General features: G+C 71.2%; 14 protein-coding genes. 10 read left to right on the forward strand and 4 right to left on the reverse strand.

The window, feature by feature from the left end; translation table 11 throughout:
• Genes LCG91_RS07195 through LCG91_RS07205 form a run of 3 tightly spaced genes read left to right on the forward strand, consistent with a single transcriptional unit; the run spans nucleotide 1 to nucleotide 3,333 of the window.
• Nucleotides 1-1,299 carry an RNA polymerase sigma factor gene (locus LCG91_RS07195; RefSeq protein ID WP_058750272.1) on the forward strand — a complete coding sequence of 433 codons (1,299 nt, stop codon included), beginning with the start codon at nucleotides 1-3 and terminating at the stop codon, nucleotides 1,297-1,299.
• 4 nt (nucleotides 1,300-1,303) lie between these two features.
• Complete coding sequence (locus tag LCG91_RS07200; protein WP_224442955.1) at nucleotides 1,304-2,563, forward strand: MurT ligase domain-containing protein; 1,260 nt, start codon at nucleotides 1,304-1,306, stop codon at nucleotides 2,561-2,563.
• Nucleotides 2,560-3,333, forward strand: coding sequence for a type 1 glutamine amidotransferase (locus tag LCG91_RS07205; RefSeq protein WP_224442956.1), 774 nt, complete (start codon nucleotides 2,560-2,562; stop codon nucleotides 3,331-3,333). The genes LCG91_RS07200 and LCG91_RS07205 overlap by 4 nt, the downstream gene beginning before the upstream one ends.
• A 91-nt stretch (nucleotides 3,334-3,424) precedes the next feature.
• Here the strand turns inward: LCG91_RS07205 and LCG91_RS07210 are convergent, their stop codons facing one another.
• The gene (locus LCG91_RS07210; RefSeq protein ID WP_058728615.1) at nucleotides 3,425-3,649 is read right to left on the reverse strand and encodes a hypothetical protein; all 225 of its coding nucleotides are present in this window, start codon (nucleotides 3,647-3,649) and stop codon (nucleotides 3,425-3,427) included.
• 177 nt (nucleotides 3,650-3,826) lie between these two features.
• On the opposite strand from LCG91_RS07210, the gene LCG91_RS07215 reads away from it, so the two are divergent.
• Complete coding sequence (locus LCG91_RS07215; RefSeq protein ID WP_058728616.1) at nucleotides 3,827-5,944, forward strand: type IIA DNA topoisomerase subunit B; 2,118 nt, start codon at nucleotides 3,827-3,829, stop codon at nucleotides 5,942-5,944.
• Between the two features lie 776 nt (nucleotides 5,945-6,720).
• On the opposite strand, the gene LCG91_RS07220 is transcribed toward LCG91_RS07215, so the two are convergent.
• Nucleotides 6,721-9,207: a DNA topoisomerase (ATP-hydrolyzing) subunit A gene (locus LCG91_RS07220; RefSeq protein ID WP_224442957.1), complete on the reverse strand. Its 2,487-nt coding sequence runs from the start codon at nucleotides 9,205-9,207 to the stop codon at nucleotides 6,721-6,723.
• 25 nt (nucleotides 9,208-9,232) lie between these two features.
• On the opposite strand from LCG91_RS07220, the gene LCG91_RS07225 reads away from it, so the two are divergent.
• Nucleotides 9,233-10,399: an alkaline phosphatase family protein gene (locus tag LCG91_RS07225; RefSeq protein ID WP_224442958.1), complete on the forward strand. Its 1,167-nt coding sequence runs from the start codon at nucleotides 9,233-9,235 to the stop codon at nucleotides 10,397-10,399.
• Between the two features lie 135 nt (nucleotides 10,400-10,534).
• Here LCG91_RS07225 and sepH read toward each other — a convergent pair whose 3' ends face one another.
• Nucleotides 10,535-11,539 (reverse strand): septation protein SepH, encoded by a 1,005-nt coding sequence (sepH, locus tag LCG91_RS07230; protein ID WP_263480181.1) that lies wholly within the window; start codon nucleotides 11,537-11,539, stop codon nucleotides 10,535-10,537.
• Between the two features lie 260 nt (nucleotides 11,540-11,799).
• Between sepH and LCG91_RS07235 the strand changes: the two genes are divergently transcribed.
• On the forward strand, nucleotides 11,800-12,099 hold the full coding sequence (locus LCG91_RS07235) for a DUF4193 domain-containing protein (RefSeq protein ID WP_031272446.1): 300 nt from the start codon (nucleotides 11,800-11,802) through the stop codon (nucleotides 12,097-12,099).
• 263 nt (nucleotides 12,100-12,362) lie between these two features.
• Here the strand turns inward: LCG91_RS07235 and LCG91_RS07240 are convergent, their stop codons facing one another.
• Nucleotides 12,363-12,794 carry a DUF3093 domain-containing protein gene (locus tag LCG91_RS07240; protein WP_058727783.1) on the reverse strand — a complete coding sequence of 144 codons (432 nt, stop codon included), beginning with the start codon at nucleotides 12,792-12,794 and terminating at the stop codon, nucleotides 12,363-12,365.
• 77 nt (nucleotides 12,795-12,871) lie between these two features.
• On the opposite strand from LCG91_RS07240, the gene dut reads away from it, so the two are divergent.
• From dut to LCG91_RS07260, 4 genes are all read left to right on the forward strand, one after another.
• Nucleotides 12,872-13,363: a dUTP diphosphatase gene (dut, locus tag LCG91_RS07245; RefSeq protein ID WP_224442960.1), complete on the forward strand. Its 492-nt coding sequence runs from the start codon at nucleotides 12,872-12,874 to the stop codon at nucleotides 13,361-13,363.
• Nucleotides 13,360-14,082, forward strand: a complete 723-nt coding sequence (locus LCG91_RS07250; RefSeq protein WP_224442961.1) for a DUF3710 domain-containing protein — start codon at nucleotides 13,360-13,362, stop codon at nucleotides 14,080-14,082. Before dut ends, LCG91_RS07250 begins: the two co-directional genes overlap by 4 nt.
• Nucleotides 14,083-14,142: 60 nt before the next feature.
• Nucleotides 14,143-14,934 carry a DUF3159 domain-containing protein gene (locus tag LCG91_RS07255; protein ID WP_224442962.1) on the forward strand — a complete coding sequence of 264 codons (792 nt, stop codon included), beginning with the start codon at nucleotides 14,143-14,145 and terminating at the stop codon, nucleotides 14,932-14,934.
• A 128-nt stretch (nucleotides 14,935-15,062) separates the two neighbouring features.
• Nucleotides 15,063-17,900 (forward strand): aconitate hydratase, encoded by a 2,838-nt coding sequence (locus tag LCG91_RS07260; protein ID WP_224442963.1) that lies wholly within the window; start codon nucleotides 15,063-15,065, stop codon nucleotides 17,898-17,900.
• Nucleotides 17,901-18,050: the final 150 nt, after the last annotated feature.

Consider the following 18,050-nt stretch of genomic DNA (forward strand, 5'->3'; position numbering starts at 1 on the left):
ATGGCTGCCCGGAGCACGACGATCGATCCCACGAAGGACACCGAGCCCGAGGCCGTCGCGGCGGACGACGCCGACGCGGCCGAGGGGAAGGCTGCGCCGAAGAAGCGCGCCACCAGGACCACCGCCACGAAGAAGACCGCCTCGAAGGCCGCGCCGAAGAAGGCCAGCACCCGCGCCAAGAAGCAGGCCGACGACGAGGACGAGGACGACGAGGCCGTCGAGCCCGTGGACGAGGCCGTCGACGCGACGGACGACGCCGAGGACACCGAGACCGAGTCCGAGGAGAAGGACTCCAAGCCCGACGCCGCCGCAGCGGTCGCCGCGGGTGCGCTCGTCATCTCGCAGTCGGACGACGACGAGGCCCCGGTCTACTCGACGACCATCACCGGTGCCACCGCCGACCCGGTCAAGGACTACCTGAAGCAGATCGGCAAGGTCGCGCTCCTCAACGCCGAGCAGGAGGTCGAGCTCGCGATGCGGATCGAGGCCGGCCTGTTCGCCGAGGACAAGCTCCAGCACTCGACCGGGCTGTCGAAGCCCGAGGAGCGCGAGCTCCGCTGGGTCGCCCGTGACGGTCAGCGCGCGAAGTCGCACCTGCTCGGCGCCAACCTCCGCCTCGTCGTCTCGCTCGCGAAGCGCTACACCGGCCGCGGCATGCAGTTCTTGGACCTCATCCAGGAGGGCAACCTCGGTCTGATCCGTGCGGTCGAGAAGTTCGACTACACCAAGGGCTTCAAGTTCTCGACGTACGCCACCTGGTGGATCCGTCAGGCGATCACCCGTGCCATGGCCGACCAGGCCCGCACGATCCGCATCCCAGTGCACATGGTCGAGGTCATCAACAAGCTCGCCCGCGTGCAGCGCCAGATGCTGCAGGACCTCGGTCGCGAGCCCACTCCGGAAGAGCTCGCCCGCGAGCTCGACATGACCCCGGAGAAGGTCGTCGAGGTCCAGAAGTACGGCCGCGAGCCCATCTCGCTCCACACCCCGCTGGGTGAGGACGGCGACTCGGAGTTCGGCGACCTGATCGAGGACACCGAGGCGGTCGTGCCGGCCGACGCGGTGGGCTTCACGATGCTGCAGAAGCAGCTCGAGAGCCTGCTCGACTCCCTGTCCGAGCGCGAGGCGGGCGTGATCCGCATGCGCTTCGGCCTCGGTGACGGCCAGCCGAAGACCCTCGACCAGATCGGTGACACGTTCGGCGTGACGCGCGAGCGCATCCGTCAGATCGAGTCGAAGACGATGGCGAAGCTCCGCCACCCGTCCCGGTCGCAGTCGCTCCGCGACTACCTCGAGTAGGCCGATGCGCTTCCTCATCCCGATCCTGGTCGGGCGGATCCTCCGTGCCCTCGCCCGTGCGCGGGGCGGCGGGTCCGCCTACCCGGGGTACATCGTCCTGAAGCTCGTGCCGGACTTCCTGCAGCACGTGACGAAGCAGTTCCCGAACGGCGTCGTCTTCGTGCTCGGCTCGAACGGCAAGTCGACGACGACGCACATGATCTCGGACATCGTCCGCGCGCACGGCCTCCGCGTGTTCACGAACCCGTCGGGCGCGAACCTGCCGCAGGGCATCGCCTCGGCGCTGCTCTCCGAGGTGTCGCTGACCGGCAGGCTCAAGGCGGACATCGGCATCCTCGAGGTCGACGAGGCCTTCGCGGTCGAGCTCGCCGGCATCCTGTCGCCGTCGACGGTGACGATGCTCAACGTGCAGGTCGACCAGCTCTACCGGTTCTTCGAGACCGAGCGCGTCGCGACGATGATGCTGGACACCGCGGCGCTGTCGACGGCGAACGTCGTCACGAACCGTGACGACCAGTTCCTCGACGCCTACGCCGCCCGCTCCGGGCAGCGCGTGCTCCGCTTCGGCGCGAGCACCGAGGTCGTGGCGGCGGCGCCGAACGGCCTGCAGAACGCTGACGACTTCGACCGGACCGCCGGCGAGCCGAACCCGGCGCAGTCCGAGGTCGTGGCCAACACGGGTGACGGTGCGACGATCCGCTTCGACGGCGCGGACATCCCCGTCCGCCTGCCGGCGCGCGGTCTGCACTACGCGGTGGACGCAGCCGCTGCGACCGCGACCGCGAGTGCCGCGCTCGGCGCGCAGTTCCGCGCCGACGCCGTGACGAAGGCCTTCGGCACGATGAAGCCGGCGTACGGCCGCGGTGAGCGGCTGCCCATCGCCGGCGAGTCCGCCGAGTTCACGATGTTCAAGAACGCGGCCAGCCTGCAGCTCAACCTCGACGCCCTGCCGGACCGTCCGGAGCAGGTCCTCATGGCGATCGACGAGGGCACGCCGGACATCTCGTGGATCTACGACATCGACTTCTCGAAGCTCGACCACGTGGACGTCGTCTCCGGTGACAAGGCATGGCAGATCGCGATCGCGCTCGAGCACGCCGGTGTCCGCATCGGCCGTGTCGAGCCGGACGTCGAGGCCGCGATCCGGCACATGGAGCAACTCGGCTCGACGACATCGGGCACGAAGAACTTCATCGTCAACTACGAGATCATGATGATCGCCCGCAAGGCCCTGGGCCACGGCGACATGGAGAAGACCGCATGACGGCCGACCGGCTGACCATCCTGCACGTCTACCCCCGTCAGATGGGTGTCTCGGGTGACCGGGGCAACGTCGTCGCCCTCGTCCGCCGCGCCGAGGCCGCGGACATCGCGACCGAGGTCGTCGAGTACGCGCCCGGCGACGCGCTGCCGACCGCGGCCGATGTCGTGGTGGTGGGCAACGGTCCGCTCAGTGCGATGCGCTCGCTCGGTGCCGACGTGGCGCGCATCGGGGCGCCGCTCCGTGACTTCGCTGCGTCCGGTGTACCCGTCGTGGCGGTCGGCGGAGGGTTCGACCTCGCGACGAACGAGGTCGTCCCCACCGAGGGCTCGCCCGTCGCGGGCTTCGGTGTGTTCGACGCGCGAGCCGTGCGCGGCGCCGAGCGCAGGGTGAACTACTTCGTACTGGACACGCGCTACCCGCTGCTGTCCGGGGCGTCGAAGCGCCTCGCCGGCTTCGAGGACCACGCGACGCGGATCGAGCTGGCTGCCGGCGTCGAGCCCTTCGCCGACGTCGTCTCCGGTGGGGGCAACCAGGCCGGGTCCGCCGTCGAGGGCGCGGTCGCGGGTGCGTCCTTCGGGACGCACACGCAGGGCCCGATCCTGCCGCTCAACCCGCAGCTGACCGATGGGGTGCTGTCCGCGGCGACCACCCGCCTCGGGCGCGAGTACGTCGCGGACCCGGAGCGCACGGCGACGATCGACCGGTACGCGCGCGAGGCGCGCGCGACCATCGACCGCTACGTCGACAAGGCGTTCAAGCGGATCGCCTGACGCGACCCACCAACACCCACGCGACCCACGAACGGACGGGAGGCGCGGTGCCAGCTGGCACCGCGCCTCCCGTCCGTTCGTCTGGTGACGACTACTTCGACTCGTGGAGTCGGCTGCTCTCGTCGTGCCACTCGAGCGCGGTCGCGGCGAGCTTGTCCTTGAACTCGGCGCCGTGGTGGGCACAGAAGTAGAGCTCGCCACTGGCCATGGTGGCGCGGATGTAGGCCTGCGCTCCGCAGCTGTCGCAGCGGTCAGCGGCGGTGAGCTGGTGGCTGCTGGCTTCGTCGATGGAGAGGTCGTGCACGGTCTGGGTCATTGCTGTGCTCCTCACGGATCGCAGGTGGTGCGGGTGGACACCCATTTGAACACGTGGTGGCTGGGAGACGTGCATCGTGGACGGCCTGTTTCGCTGAGCGCGGACCCGATGTCCCCACTCCGAGGCGCGCCGCCGTCCCGGGCCGTGGCTGTCGGAGCCCGTCGGTACGATCGGGAGGTGAGCTCCGACTACTCTGCACGCCACCTCTCCGTCCTCGAGGGACTCGAGGCCGTTCGGAAGCGTCCCGGCATGTACATCGGTTCGACGGACTCCCGCGGGCTCATGCACTGCCTGTGGGAGATCATCGACAACTCCGTCGACGAAGCACTCGCCGGGCACGGTGACGAGATCGGGGTCGTGCTGCACGCCGACGGGTCGGTCGAGGTCCGTGACACCGCCCGCGGCATCCCCGTCGACGTCGAGCCGAAGACCGGGCTGACGGGTGTCGAGGTCGTGTTCACCAAGCTGCACGCCGGCGGCAAGTTCGGATCCGGGTCGTACGCGGCTTCGGGCGGGCTGCACGGCGTCGGTGCGTCCGTCGTGAACGCGCTGTCGGAGCGCCTCGACGTCGAGGTCGACCGCGGCGGCAAGACGTACGCGATGTCGTTCCACCGCGGCGAACCGGGGACCTTTGCCGGTGCCGGTCCCGACGCGCCCTTCACACCGTTCACCTCGGGCAGTGAACTGCGCGTCGTCGGCAAGGTGAAGAAGGGGGTCACCGGGTCGCGCATCCGGTACTGGGCGGACCGGCAGATCTTCACCCAGGACGCCCGCTTCAGCACGGGTGACCTGGTCAACCGCGCACGGCAGACGGCCTTCCTGGTGCCCGGGCTCGGCATCACCATCACGGACGAGCGCCCGGCGTCGATCGAGGCGGCCGCGCAGCGGGCCGAGGCGACCGGCACGACGGTCGCGCCCGGTCCGGTCATCGAGCGGTTCCGGTACGAGGGCGGCATCAGCGAGTTCGTCGAGCACCTCGCCGTCGACTCAGCGGTCACCGACGTCTGGCGCATCCAGGGCACCGGGACCTTCACCGAGACCGTGCCGATGCTCGACGACAAGGGCCACATGGTCTCCACCTCGGTCGAGCGCACGTGCGAGGTGGACATCGCGCTGCGGTGGGGGAGCGGGTACGAGACCGTCGAGCGGAGCTTCGTCAACATCATCGCGACGCCCAAGGGCGGCACGCACCTGACCGGCTTCGAGTCCGGCGTCGTCAAGGCGGTCCGCACCCAGGTCGAGGCGAACGCCCGCAAGCTCAAGGTCGGGCAGGACAAGCTCGAGAAGGACGACGTGCTCGCCGGCCTCACCGCCGTGCTGACCGTCCGCCTGCCCGAGCCGCAGTTCGAGGGACAGACCAAGGAGGTCCTCGGCACCCCCGCGGTCCGGAAGATCGTGGACCAGGTCGTGTCGAAGCACCTGACGGACATCCTCACCTCGACGCAGCGTACCGAGAAGGCCCAGGCGGCGACCCTGCTCGAGAAGGTCGTCGCCGAGATGAAGACCCGCATCTCGGCCCGGGCACACAAGGAGACGCAGCGCCGCAAGAACGCCCTCGAGAACTCCTCGCTGCCGACGAAGCTCGCCGACTGCCGCAAGCAGGACGCCGAGGGCACGGAGCTGTTCATCGTCGAGGGTGACTCCGCGCTCGGCACCGCGAAGCTCGCCCGGAACAGCGAGTACCAGGCGCTGCTCCCGATCCGCGGCAAGATCCTCAACGTGCAGAAGGCATCGGTGTCGGACATGCTGTCCAACGCCGAGTGCGCGTCGATCATCCAGGTCATCGGAGCCGGCTCCGGCCGCTCGTTCGAGATCGATCAGGCCCGCTACGGCAAGATCATCATCATGTCGGACGCCGACGTCGACGGCGCGCACATCCGCACGCTCCTGTTGACGCTGTTCTTCCGCTACATGCGGCCGATGATCGAGCAGGGGCGGGTGTTCGCCGCCGTGCCCCCGCTGCACCGGGTCGTCGTGGTGAACCGCGGCAAGCCGAACGACACGCTGTACACCTACTCCGAGGCCGAGCTGCAGGCCGTGCTGAAGAAGCTCGCGAAGCAGGGCAAGAAGTACCAGGAGCCGATCCAGCGGTACAAGGGCCTGGGGGAGATGGACGCGGACCAGCTTGCCGAGACCACGATGGACCGGGCGCACCGGACGCTCCGCCGTGTGAACGTGACCGATGCCGAGAGCGCCGCGAAGGTCTTCGAGCTGCTGATGGGCAACGACGTCGCGCCGCGCAAGGAGTTCATCCTGGCGGGCGAGGGCCTCGACCGCGACCGCATCGACGCGTAGCCGCCGCGCCTCGAGCGCGGCAGCCGAAACTCGTGCTGCGCGACCGTCCTCGCGGTCTGCCGGGCGGGATCGCTCGCTCGGCCCGAGTCTCGGGCCCGCCGGTCAGCTGTGACGGCGGTGTGCGGGCGAGGCGCCGCCCGGCGGCCGCACCACCGGCGTGCGAAGCGCCGTGCGGGCGGCCGCGCCGTCAGCGTGCGAGGCTCCGTGCAACCGAGACGCCCCGCGGTGATCGAGACACCGCTTTGCGATCGAGACGCCGTCAGATTCTGCGGCATCTCGCGCCTTCCGCGGTGCCTCGCCGCCTCCGCGGCATCTCGCGCGTTCCGCGGTGTCGCGCTGCCTCTGCGCCGGCTCGGCGAGGCCGGGCTCCGTTGCGACCCCGCGCGACCCGGCGGCGGACGGGAGGCGCGGTGCCGGCCGTCGACGCGCCTCCCGTCCGTCGCTCCGACCATCCCGTCGCACGACGTGCCGCAGGCTGCCGTCGCGGTCGCACGACACGCCGTCGGCAGCAGCGCCGGACGGCGAGTCGTGCGATCGGAACGTGCGCACCTGCGCCGGAGCGAGGCCCGTGGCCCGTGGCCCGTGGCCAGTGGCCCCGGCGTGCGCGTGGAGCGCGTTCAGCTCCATGAGAGCGACAGTGTGCCGCGACCTCTCCGCGGCACACTGTCGCTTTGGCGGAACGGACGCGCGACGCGGCCCGCCGCAGCGCACGGGCGCGGCGCAGCCCGCCGCGGCGCACGCACGCGCGGCGCGCGGCGCGCGCGGCCTGCGCCGGCCTACGCCTCGCCCGCGGTACCGTCCAGTGCCGCGGCGCTGCCACCGATCGAGCCGATCACGGCCTCGAGCGGAGCGCCGGACCCGTCGCGCTTCGACAGCCAGTCGGGCAGGGTCCGAGCAGCGCCGTCCGACCCGACGGCGTGCGGCGGTGCGATGCCGGCCCACGCCACGGTCAGGCCGTCCTCGCCCTTCAGGAACGCGTGCGCCCGGACGCCCTGGGTCGCACGACCCTTCGCGGGGAACTCCGAGAACGCCGAGACCTTCGCCCGCCCGGGGTCCGTGCCGGGCAGCGCACCCGAGGCCGTCGACACCGTGGCCACCACCGCGTCGTCGGAGCGGGCGACGGACCCGAACCAGATCACCGACGCGCCGGAGGCCAGGGAGACACCCGCGACGCCGCCCGCGGGCAGTCCCTGCGGCCGGACACCCGACGCCGGGAACCGCAGCAGCTGTGCGTTCGACGTGATGAACACGAGGTCGTCCGACTCCGGTGCCTGCGCGGCCCCGACGACCGTGTCCTTCGGCTTGAGCCCGATCGCGACGAACTCGTCCTTGTCCGGCCAGGCACCCGTCGCGACGCGCTTCACGACGCCCTGGGCGGTCCCGATCGCGAGCGAGTCCGTCGCACCGGCCGACAGGTCGACGAGCGCGACGACGGTCTCGGTCCGGGCGATCCCGAGGTAGTCGGACACCCGGACACCGGCGTCGAGCCGGACGGACGCCGGCGGCACCGCGGGGACGTCGACGGGGGAGAACCGCAGCACCCGCCCGGTCGACGTCAGTGCTCCGACCTGCCCGCGGACGGTCGAGAGGACGGTCGAGCGGACCGCATCGTGCTTCGACCGCTTCGGCACGCGCACGATCCCCAGGTCGGTGTCCGGGACGTCCACCCGCACGAGTCGCCCGGTGGTGGAGAGCAGCACGCGGCAGGGGGCGTCGGCGATCTGCAGCGACTCCGGGTCGACCGCAGCCTTGCGGCCGCCGCGCACCGGGGCATCGGCCTCGGTGAGCAGGGTGCGTCGCGGCGTGGCGAAGCGGTCGGACACCTCGGTGAGCTCCTGCGCCACCTGGGCTCGGAGTCGGGCGTCCGACGCCAGCAGTTCCTCGAGCGCGGCGATGTCGGCGAGCAGCTGGTCGCGCTCGCCCTCGAGCTCGAGGCGGGAGAACTTCGTCAGACGCCGCAGTCGCAGCTCGAGGATGTACTCGGCCTGCACCTCGGACAGGTCGAACACGGTCTGCAGGCGCGATCGCGCGGCCTCGGAGTCGTCCGACGAGCGGATGACCTCGATGACCTCGTCGATGTCGAGGATCGCGACGAGCAGGCCCTCGACCAGGTGCAGTCGCTCGCGCCGACGCGCCAGGCGGTACTCGGAGCGCCGGGTCACCACGTCGATGCGGTGCTGCACGTACACGTCGAGCAGCTCGCGCAGTCCGAGGGTCCGCGGTGACCCGTTGACGAGCGCGACGTTGTTGATGCCGAAGCCGTCCTCGAGCGGGGTGTGCTTGTAGAGCTGCTCGAGCACGGCCGTCGGGTTGAAGCCGGACTTGATACCGATGACGAGCCGCAGCCCGTGGTTCCGGTCGGTCAGGTCGTTGACGTCGGAGATGCCGACGAGCTTCTTCGCCTGCACCCCGTCCTTGATCTTCTCGATCACGCGCTCGGGGCCGACCAGGTAGGGCAGCTCGGTGACGACGAGGCCGACCTTGCGCGGCGTGAGGTTCTCGACGCTCACCTTCGCCCGGGTGCGGAACGAGCCGCGTCCGGTGGCGTAGGCGTCGCGCACCCCGGAGAGCCCGACGATCGTGCCGCCCGACGGCAGGTCCGGGCCCGGCACGAACTCCATGAGTTCCTCGAGCGTCGCCGTCGGGTTCAGGAGCAGGTGCTTGGCGGCCTCGACGACCTCGCCCAGGTTGTGCGGCGCCATGTTCGTCGCCATGCCGACCGCGATGCCCGACGCGCCGTTCACGAGCAGGTTCGGGAACGCCGCCGGCAGCACGCCCGGCTGCATGATCTGGTTGTCGTAGTTCGGGACGAAGTCGACGACGTCCTCGTTTAGGCCCTCGGTCATCGCCATCGACGGCTCGGCAAGGCGGGCCTCGGTGTACCGCGCGGCCGCGGGGCCGTCGTCGAGCGAGCCGAAGTTCCCGTGGCCGTCGACCAGCGGCACGCGCATGGTGAACGGCTGCGCCATCCGCACGAGCGCGTCGTAGATGGCGCCGTCGCCGTGCGGGTGCAGCTTGCCCATGACCTCGCCGGTGACGCGGGCGCTCTTCACGTGGCCTCGGTCCGGCCGCAGTCCCATCTCGGCCATCTGGTACAGGATGCGACGCTGCACCGGCTTGAGGCCGTCGCGCGCGTCCGGCAGGGCCCGCGAGTAGATGACGGAGTAGGCGTACTCGAGGAACGAGCCCTGCATCTCCTCGGAGACGTCGACGTCCTCGATGCGCTCACCGTCGGGCAGGCCGACTGCTTCCGTGCGTGCCATGGGACCTTTCTGGGAGGATCGTGGGGTGCCCCCCAGCGTACCGAGCGCCCCAGACACCACCGCGAACCTCGCCGACGTGCTCCCGAGTTGCCTCGTCGCGCTCGGCGCCGCCGACGACACGTGGTTGCGCACCACCGGCCGGGAGGCGCGGATCACCCTCCGTCCCGCCCGCTCGGTCGTCGTCGTCCTGGTCGACGGCCTGGGGTCCTCCGCGCTGTCGACACGCGCCGGACACGCGCGCTGGCTCACCGCCGCCACCGGCGGCGGCACCCTCAAGCGACTGCGCAGCGGGTTCCCGACGACGACCGCAGCGGCGCTGAGTACCCTGACGACCGGCCGGCCACCGGGCACGCACGGCGTGGTCGGCTACAGCGGCTGGGACCCCGACGGCGAGCGGGTCGTCAACCTGCTGTCCGGGTGGGACGCCGAGGTCCCCGCCGGCTGGCTGCTCAGCGAGACCGTCTTCACCGAGGCCACCGCGCTCGGCATCGACCCCGTGGTCGTGGGCCCGGCCCGCTACGAGTCCTCGGGGATGACCGCGAACGTGCTCGGCGGAGCGCGGTACGCCGCCGCGGACAGCATCGCGCAGCGGGTCGACGCCGCGCTGGCCGCGACCGCGTCCGGGCGCTCGCTCGTCTACCTCTACGTGCCGGAACTCGACTCGATCGGGCACAAGCGCGGGTGGGAGTCGGACCGCTGGACCGCGGCGCTCGAGTCGCTCGACGGCGAGCTCGCCCGGCTCGCGGCCCGCTGTGCTCCCGACGTGGGAATCGTGGTGACGGCCGACCACGGCGTGCTCGACGTTCCGGCCGAGGCGAACATCGCGATCGACCCGGCACTCCTGGTCGACGTCGTGGGCATCGCCGGGGACCCCCGCTGCCGTCAGCTGGCCGTCCGCCCGGGCACCGACGTGCCGGCGCTGGTCGAGGCCTGGCGCACCCGCTACGGCAAGAAGGCGTACGTCGCCAGCCGCGACGAGGCCGTGGCCGCCGGGTGGTTCGGCGCGGTCGACGACCGGGTGCTCCCGCGCATCGGCGACGTGGTCGTCGTGGCGCGGGGTTCGTGGGCGTTCAACGACGACCGCGAGGCCGATCCCCGGAAGGAGCCGAAGCGGATGATCGGCCAGCACGGCGCGATGACGGACGACGAGCTCTTCGTGCCGCTGCGCCTGGCGGGAGCGTTCGCGAGCTGACCGCACCCGACGCGTCGGCGGCGCCGGAGCGCCCGACCGGACCCGGGCACGGACGACCGCAGCCCCGCGACGCGACGGGCGTTGCGGGGCTGCACCGTGCCTCCAGTCCGGAGGGGCCGGACGGGGACCAGGGGATCAGGCGGGGTCCTCCGGGCGGGTGCCGAAGACGATCTCGTCCCAGCTCGGCATCGACCGACGGTTGCGCTTCTTGCGCTCGGAGCGGCTGTCGGTCTCGGGAGCCGATGCCGGACGGTCGTCGCGCTCGGGGGCAGAAGCCGGCGAGTCCCAGCCCTGCAGCGGCACGTCCACGACGCTGATCGAGGTGCCGCGCGGCTCGTCCTGCTGCTCGGTGAACGACGCAGCCTCGCGCTCACCGCGACGACGGCGGAGTGCCTCGAGCAGGTCGGCGGTCTCGTTGCCGGGCGACCGCTCCTCGACCGGCGCAGCGCCGATGCGGGGGAGTGGTGCGCGGAGCGGGCGCTCCTGCGCCTCGGGTGCCGGTGCGTCCTCGGTCTGCTCGACGCGGAAGGCGCCGGAGTCGAAGCGGGTGCCGTCGGCGTCGTGGTGGTCGTTCTCCACCGCGCGGAGGCGCGGGGCGATGCCCTCGTCGTCGGTGTGCGACAGGCGGTGCGCGTCGCCGTTGTCCGGGGTGAGGGTGGAGGTCTTCGGGTCGAACAGCCACTGTGCGTCGTGCTCGACCTCGGACGCGGTGTAGCGGACGCGCACCTGCCAGCCCTGCTCGGCGTTCTTCCACGAGGCCCACTCGACGCCGGTCGCGTCGCCGGACTCGAGCTTCGCCTCGATGGCCTCGCCGAACGTGTCGGGGGCCTCGGCGTCGGTCGGCGTCACCGGTACGCGGCGGGCGGAGTCGAGGACGAAGGCACGCTCGGCCAGCACGGGGCCCTCGAAGCGGCGGACGTACTCGACGTCGACGTCGAGCGCAGCGGCCACGTCGGCAGCGTCGGCACCGCCGCGGATGCGCGCCTGCACGTCCTTCGGCGACACGCGCTTCTGCGGACCGGCGTCGGGGTTCGCCTGACGGACCTGGCTCGACAGCGCCGCGGTGACCGGCAACCGGAACTCGGTGCCGCCGTCGGTCGCGAGCAGGAGTGCCCCGGACTCGACTCCGATGACTCTCACGTCTTGCATGGTTGCGCCTCCCGAGCGTTGCGTACGGTCGTGCTCGTACCTTGCAGGAGTATGCAGCCGCGCGCGTCCGATCCCGCGGAGGCGCACGGGCGTGCCGCGCACTCCCACACCTCGGGAATGTCCGGGTCCGGCACCGGGTTGCACGGCCTGACGATCCCGCGCGGCGTTCGGTTTGCGCTCTCGCGGGTCGTGGTGCAAACTGTCGCCGCCGATCACCGGCGACGACCTCTCGACACGAGAAACGGATGGGCATGGCCACCGATTACGACGCCCCCAGGAAGACCGACGACTCCTCTGACTCGGAGTCGATCGAGGCCCTCAAGGAGCGCGTGCCCGACAAGATGTCGGGGGTCGTCGACGATGATTCCGACAACCCCGGCAGCTTCGAGCTCGCCGGTCAGGACCTCAGCGACGTCGACCTCGACGTCGTCGTGCTGCCGCCGCAGGTCGACGAGTTCACCTGCGTCGAGTGCTTCCTCGTGAAGCACCGCTCGCAGCTCGACCACGAGTCGAAGCTCGGCCCCGTGTGCGCGGAGTGCGCGGCGCTCTAGGCACGCTGCTCGTCGGACGGCCCGTCACCCCTCGTGGGTGGCGGGCCGTTCCGCGTGTGCGGGGAGTGCGCCGGGCGCGGAAGCGGGCGTACCTGGCGGAAGCGGGCGTGCCTGGCGGAAGCGGTCGTACCTGGCGTTCCGGAACGACCAGGTACGCCCGAGACCGCCTGGTACTGCACCCGTTGTGGGAAGGAACGGGCGGGGCGGGAGGGAGTCGCGCCTCCCGGCCGGCCGGAGCGCCGCACGCCCGACCGGGCCCCGCCTCAGGAACGCAGGGCGTCGACGACCGCCTGGGGGTCGCGCGCACTGACGAGCCAGTACGGCGTCGGATCTGCCGGGTCCGCGACCTCGACCCGCACCACACCGCGCACGTACCCGCGGAAGAGCGTCCACGCCCGGGCGTCGAGCGCCGGACCGCGCTGCGTCGTGGCCGCGGGGCCCTCGTACGCGGCGACCTCGCCCACGAGCGTCCGCGGCAGGTGCGCGCGGCCGGCGCGGAACTCGGTGTCGGTGACCTCGATCGTCGGTGCGAGCGCCCAGAGCAGCACGACGATTCCGAGGTACATGCCGATCGCCACCAGGACGCCGGCCAGGACGCTGATCGGCAGGAACACGAGCAGGCTCGCGGGGATGACGAGCGCCGTCGCCAGGTAGAGGGCGGGCGGGGCCCAGAGTCGTTCGCGGTACACGGTCACCCCTCCATCCCACCACGACTCGGGGCAGGTCACGGAACGGTCACGGAACGACCGGGCTCGTGCACTACCCTCGTCTCGTGACCGAACCAGTCGACGTGCTCTGGACCGGGGAGAACGCCCCCGTCCACGCCCACCCCGGAGACGCCGGAGCCGACCTCGTCTCGACCGAGGCCTTCGTGCTGCAGCCGGGGGAGCGCCGCCTCGTCGGCACCGGGCTCCGCGTCGCGCTCCCGGACGGGTTCGTCGCCTTCGTCGTGCCCCGGAGCGGGCTCGCGGCGAAGCACGGCATCACGATCGTGAACGCCCCCGGGACGGTCGACTCCGGCTACCGCGGCGAGGTCAAGGTCGCGCTGCTCAACACCGACGCGGCCGAGCCGTACGAGGTGCACGTCGGTGACCGCATCGCGCAGGTGATCGTCATGCCGGTGCCGCGGGTCACGTTCACGCGGGTCGACGAGCTGCCCGAGAGCGTCCGCGGTGAGGGCGGCTTCGGCTCGTCGGGCTACGGTGACCAGCGCAGCGGTGCCCTGTCCGGCGCCGCGCACACGCAGGAAGGAACGGGCGCATGAAGTTCGGTCGACGCAAGCGGGACGAGATCGAGGTGGCAGACGCCGTCGCCGAGGACGCGGTGGTCGCGGGGACGACGCCGGAGGTCGACATCGCGACCGACGCCGACGCCGACCTCGACGAGGTGGACGCGGTCGCCCCGACCGACAAGTCGGCTCCGGAGGACCGCGCCGAGAACGGTCCGCACGACGAGACCGAGGCGAACCTGGTCCGCCCCTACGTCGACCTGGGTGGTGTGAAGGTGCTCCCGCGCGAGGGCCTGCACCTCCGCCTCGAGGTCGAGGAGGGCTCGCAGCGCGTCGTCGCCGTCGGGCTCGACTACGACGAGTCCACGCTCCAGGTGCAGCCCTTCGCCGCGCCCCGCTCGACGGGGCTCTGGCACGAGATCCGCGCGCAGATCGCCGACCAGATCGAGCGCCAGGGCGGCCGCGTGGAGGAGGTCGACGGCCCGTTCGGCCCCGAGCTCCGTGCCCTCGTGCCGGTCGTCGTCGACGGCTCCGGTGCGACCGACGGCGCCCGCGCCGCACGCTTCGTCGGTGTCGACGGTCCCCGCTGGTTCCTGCGCGGCGTGATCGCCGGCAAGGCCGCCGAGAGCCCGGACGACGCCGCCGAGATCGAGGAGCTGTTCCGCTCCGTCGTCGTGGTGCGCGGCACCACGCCGATGCCGCCGCGCGACCTGATCCCGCTGCACATGCCGAAGTCGACGCAGACCGCGGTCTGACGACCGGCTCCCGACGACCGCTCGCGACGCGAGACACCGACGACACGGCCTGGAGGCACGGTGCCGGACCACGACGAGACCCCCCGTCCCGCGGACACGCGCGGCGAGCACGCCGTCCCGGCTGAGAGCGCCGGCACGCCGGACGACGCTGCGCCGTCGTTCTCGGCGCAGTTCCGCGCCGCGGTGCAGAACGCCGGCATCGCCCGGGTCGCGCCCGGTGAGGCACCCTCCGGCCGCGCCCTGCTCGGCGCGGTCGGTGGCGTGCGCGGGCTCGCCGAGTCGGTGCTGCCCGGGTTCGCGTTCCTCGTCGTCTACGCCGTCACGAAGGAGCTCGTCCCGAGCGTCGTGATCCCGGTGCTCGTCGGGCTCGTCTTCGTGGTCGTCCGCCTGGCGCAGCGGCAGTCGCTCACGATGTCCTTCGCGGGCATCGCCGGCGTGGTGGTGTCCGCGGCCCTGGCGCTGTTCACCGGCCGTGCCGAGACGAACTTCATCCCGGGCATCGTCATCAACGCGGTGTGGCTCGTCGGGCTCCTCGTCACCCTGGCGGTCCGGTGGCCGCTCATCGGCATCGTGGTCGGCTTCCTGCTGCCGCCGAACGATGACGGGTCGCACGTCGACTGGCGCGCCGACCCCGCCAAGCGCCGCGTGCTCACCGTGGCCACGTGGATCTGGGTCGGGCTCTTCGCGGTCCGGCTCGCCGTCGAGGTGCCGCTCTACCTGACCGCGCAGGTCGAGCTCCTCGCCGCGGTGAAGCTCGTGCTCGGCGTCCCGCTCTACGCCGCCGTGCTCTGGGTCACGTGGCTGCTCGTCCGCACGGTGTTCGTGCGCCGGGAGGACACGGCCGCGGTGTAGAGTTGTCTCGACATCGAGACAGTTTCCCGGGGGCGCGCCCGCACCGTCGGGATTAGGTTTGCCTTGCTGGTGGGACGTTCCGACGCCCGCGATGATGAGGGCACACCGATCAGTAGGGAGGCGGCACAGTGGCTGCAGTCAACAGCTTCGGCTCGAAGGACACGCTCTCGGTTGGGGGTGTCGACTACGCGTTCCACCGGATCGACACGGTGCCGGGGCACGAGAAGCTCCCGTACAGCCTGAAGGTGCTGCTCGAGAACCTGCTCCGCACCGAGGACGGTGCGAACGTCACCGAGGAGCAGATCCGCGCGCTCGGCTCGTGGAAGCCCGAGGCCGAGCCGGACACCGAGATCCAGTTCTCGCCGGCCCGCGTGGTCATGCAGGACTTCACGGGCGTCCCGTGCATCGTCGACCTCGCCACCATGCGCGAGGCGATGGCGCAGATCGGCGGCGACCCGAACAAGATCAACCCGCTCTCGCCGGCCGAGATGGTCATCGACCACTCCGTCGTGGCCGACCTGTTCGGCCGCGAGGACGCCCTCCAGCGCAACACGGACCTGGAGTACGAGCGCAACGGGGAGCGCTACCAGTTCCTCCGCTGGGGCCAGACCGCGTTCGAGGACTTCAAGGTCGTCCCGCCGGGGACCGGCATCGTGCACCAGGTCAACATCGAGTACCTGGCGAAGGTCACGTACACGCGCGAGTTCGACGGCGAGCTCTACGCGTACCCGGACACCCTCGTCGGCACCGACTCGCACACCACGATGGTGAACGGCCTCGGCGTGCTCGGCTGGGGCGTCGGCGGCATCGAGGCCGAGGCAGCGATGCTCGGCCAGCCGGTGTCGATGCTCATCCCGAAGGTCGTCGGCTTCAAGCTCTCCGGCTCGATCCCGGCCGGCGTGACCGCAACCGACGTGGTGCTCACCATCACGCAGGAGCTCCGCAAGCACGGCGTCGTCGGCAAGTTCGTCGAGTTCTACGGCGAGGGCGTCTCCGAGGTCCCGCTCGCGAACCGCGCCACCATCGGCAACATGTCGCCGGAGTTCGGTTCGACCGCGGCGATCTTCCCGGTCGACGCCGTCACGCTCGACTACCTGCGCCTGACCGGCCGGTCCGAGGACCAGATCGCCCTGGTCGAGGCCTACTCGAAGGCCCAGGGCCTGTGGCACGACCCGTCGGTGGAGCCCGCGTACTCCGAGTACATGGAGCTCGACCTGTCGACGGTCGTCCCGTCGATCTCCGGCCCGAAGCGTCCCCAGGACCGCATCGAGCTGTCGAAGGCCAAGGACCAGTTCGAGGTCGACCTCGCCAACTACGCGAGCATCGACCACACCGAAGAGGACAAGGCCGTCGCGGACACCTTCCCGGCGTCCGACCCGGTCGCCGCTGCCCCGGGTGACGAGCACGCCGTCGACGACCTGCAGGACGCCCCGGCCTCCGAGGTCCCGGTGCACGCCTCGAGCGCACCCGGCACGGTCTCGAAGCCGACGTCGGTGTCCGTCGCCGACGGCGACACCTTCACCATCGACCACGGCGCCGTCGCGATCGCCGCGATCACCTCGTGCACCAACACGTCGAACCCGTCCGTGATGATGGCGGCCGGCATCCTGGCGCGCAACGCCGCGAAGAAGGGCCTCAAGGCCAAGCCGTGGGTGAAGACCACCCTCGCGCCGGGCTCCAAGGTCGTCACCGACTACTACGAGAAGGCCGGGCTCACCAGCTACCTCGAGGACCTCGGCTTCTACACGGTGGGCTACGGCTGCACCACCTGCATCGGCAACTCGGGCCCGCTGCCCGAGGAGATCTCGCAGGCCGTGCAGGACAACGACCTCGCCGTCACCGCGGTGCTCTCCGGCAACCGCAACTTCGAGGGCCGCATCAACCCCGACGTGAAGATGAACTACCTGGCGTCCCCGCCGCTGGTCATCGCCTACGCCCTGGCCGGGTCGATGCACTTCGACTTCGACAAGGACGCACTCGGCACCGACCAGGACGGCAAGGACGTCTACCTGCAGGACATCTGGCCCGACGCGGCCGAGGTGCAGGACGTCATCGACTCGTCGATCGACACCGAGATGTTCACCCACGAGTACGGGTCCGTGTTCGAGGGCGACGACCGCTGGAAGAACCTGCCGACCCCGACGGGCGACACGTTCGAGTGGGACCAGGAGTCGACCTACGTCCGGAAGCCCCCGTACTTCGAGGGCATGACGATGCAGCCCGACGCGGTCTCGGACATCTCCGGCGCCCGCGTGCTCGCGAAGCTCGGTGACTCCGTCACGACCGACCACATCTCGCCGGCCGGTTCGATCAAGGCCGACAGTCCCGCCGGGCGCTACCTCGACGAGCACGGCGTCGACCGCAAGGACTTCAACTCCTACGGCTCGCGTCGCGGCAACCACGAGGTCATGATCCGCGGCACGTTCGCGAACATCCGCCTGCGGAACCAGCTGCTGGACGGCGTGGAGGGCGGCTACACCCGCGACTTCACCACGCCCGACGGCGAGCAGTCGTTCATCTACGACGCGTCGCAGCACTACCAGGAGCAGGGCATCCCGCTCGTCATCTTCGGTGGCAAGGAGTACGGCTCCGGCTCGTCGCGCGACTGGGCGGCGAAGGGCACGAACCTGCTCGGCGTCAAGGCGGTCATCACCGAGAGCTTCGAGCGCATCCACCGCTCGAACCTCATCGGCATGGGTGTCGTCCCGCTGCAGTTCCCGGCGGGCGAGACGGTCGAGTCGCTCGGTCTCGACGGCACCGAGGTCGTGTCGATCTCCGGGCTGACCGAGCTGAACGAGGGGCGCACGCCGAAGACCGTGCACGTCACGGCGGAGCCGAGCGAGCACTCGCCGGCCGGCAAGCAGACCATCGAGTTCGACGCGGTCGTCCGCATCGACACCCCCGGAGAGGCCGACTACTACCGCAACGGCGGCATCCTGCAGTACGTGCTCCGTTCGCTCGTCTGAGCCCTCCCGCGAAACGCAACCCAGGCGGTTCCGCGCAGCGTCACAGCGCTGCGCGGAACCGCCTTCGTTGCGTTCTGCGGAGGGTGGCGGGGCGGACTGGAGGCTCGTGGCGGGCCCGCCACGAGCCTCCCGTCCGTGTCCCGGTCGCGC

It is taken from the genome of Curtobacterium sp. TXMA1, from assembly GCF_020162095.1.
Taxonomy (GTDB): Bacteria; Actinomycetota; Actinomycetes; order Actinomycetales; family Microbacteriaceae; genus Curtobacterium.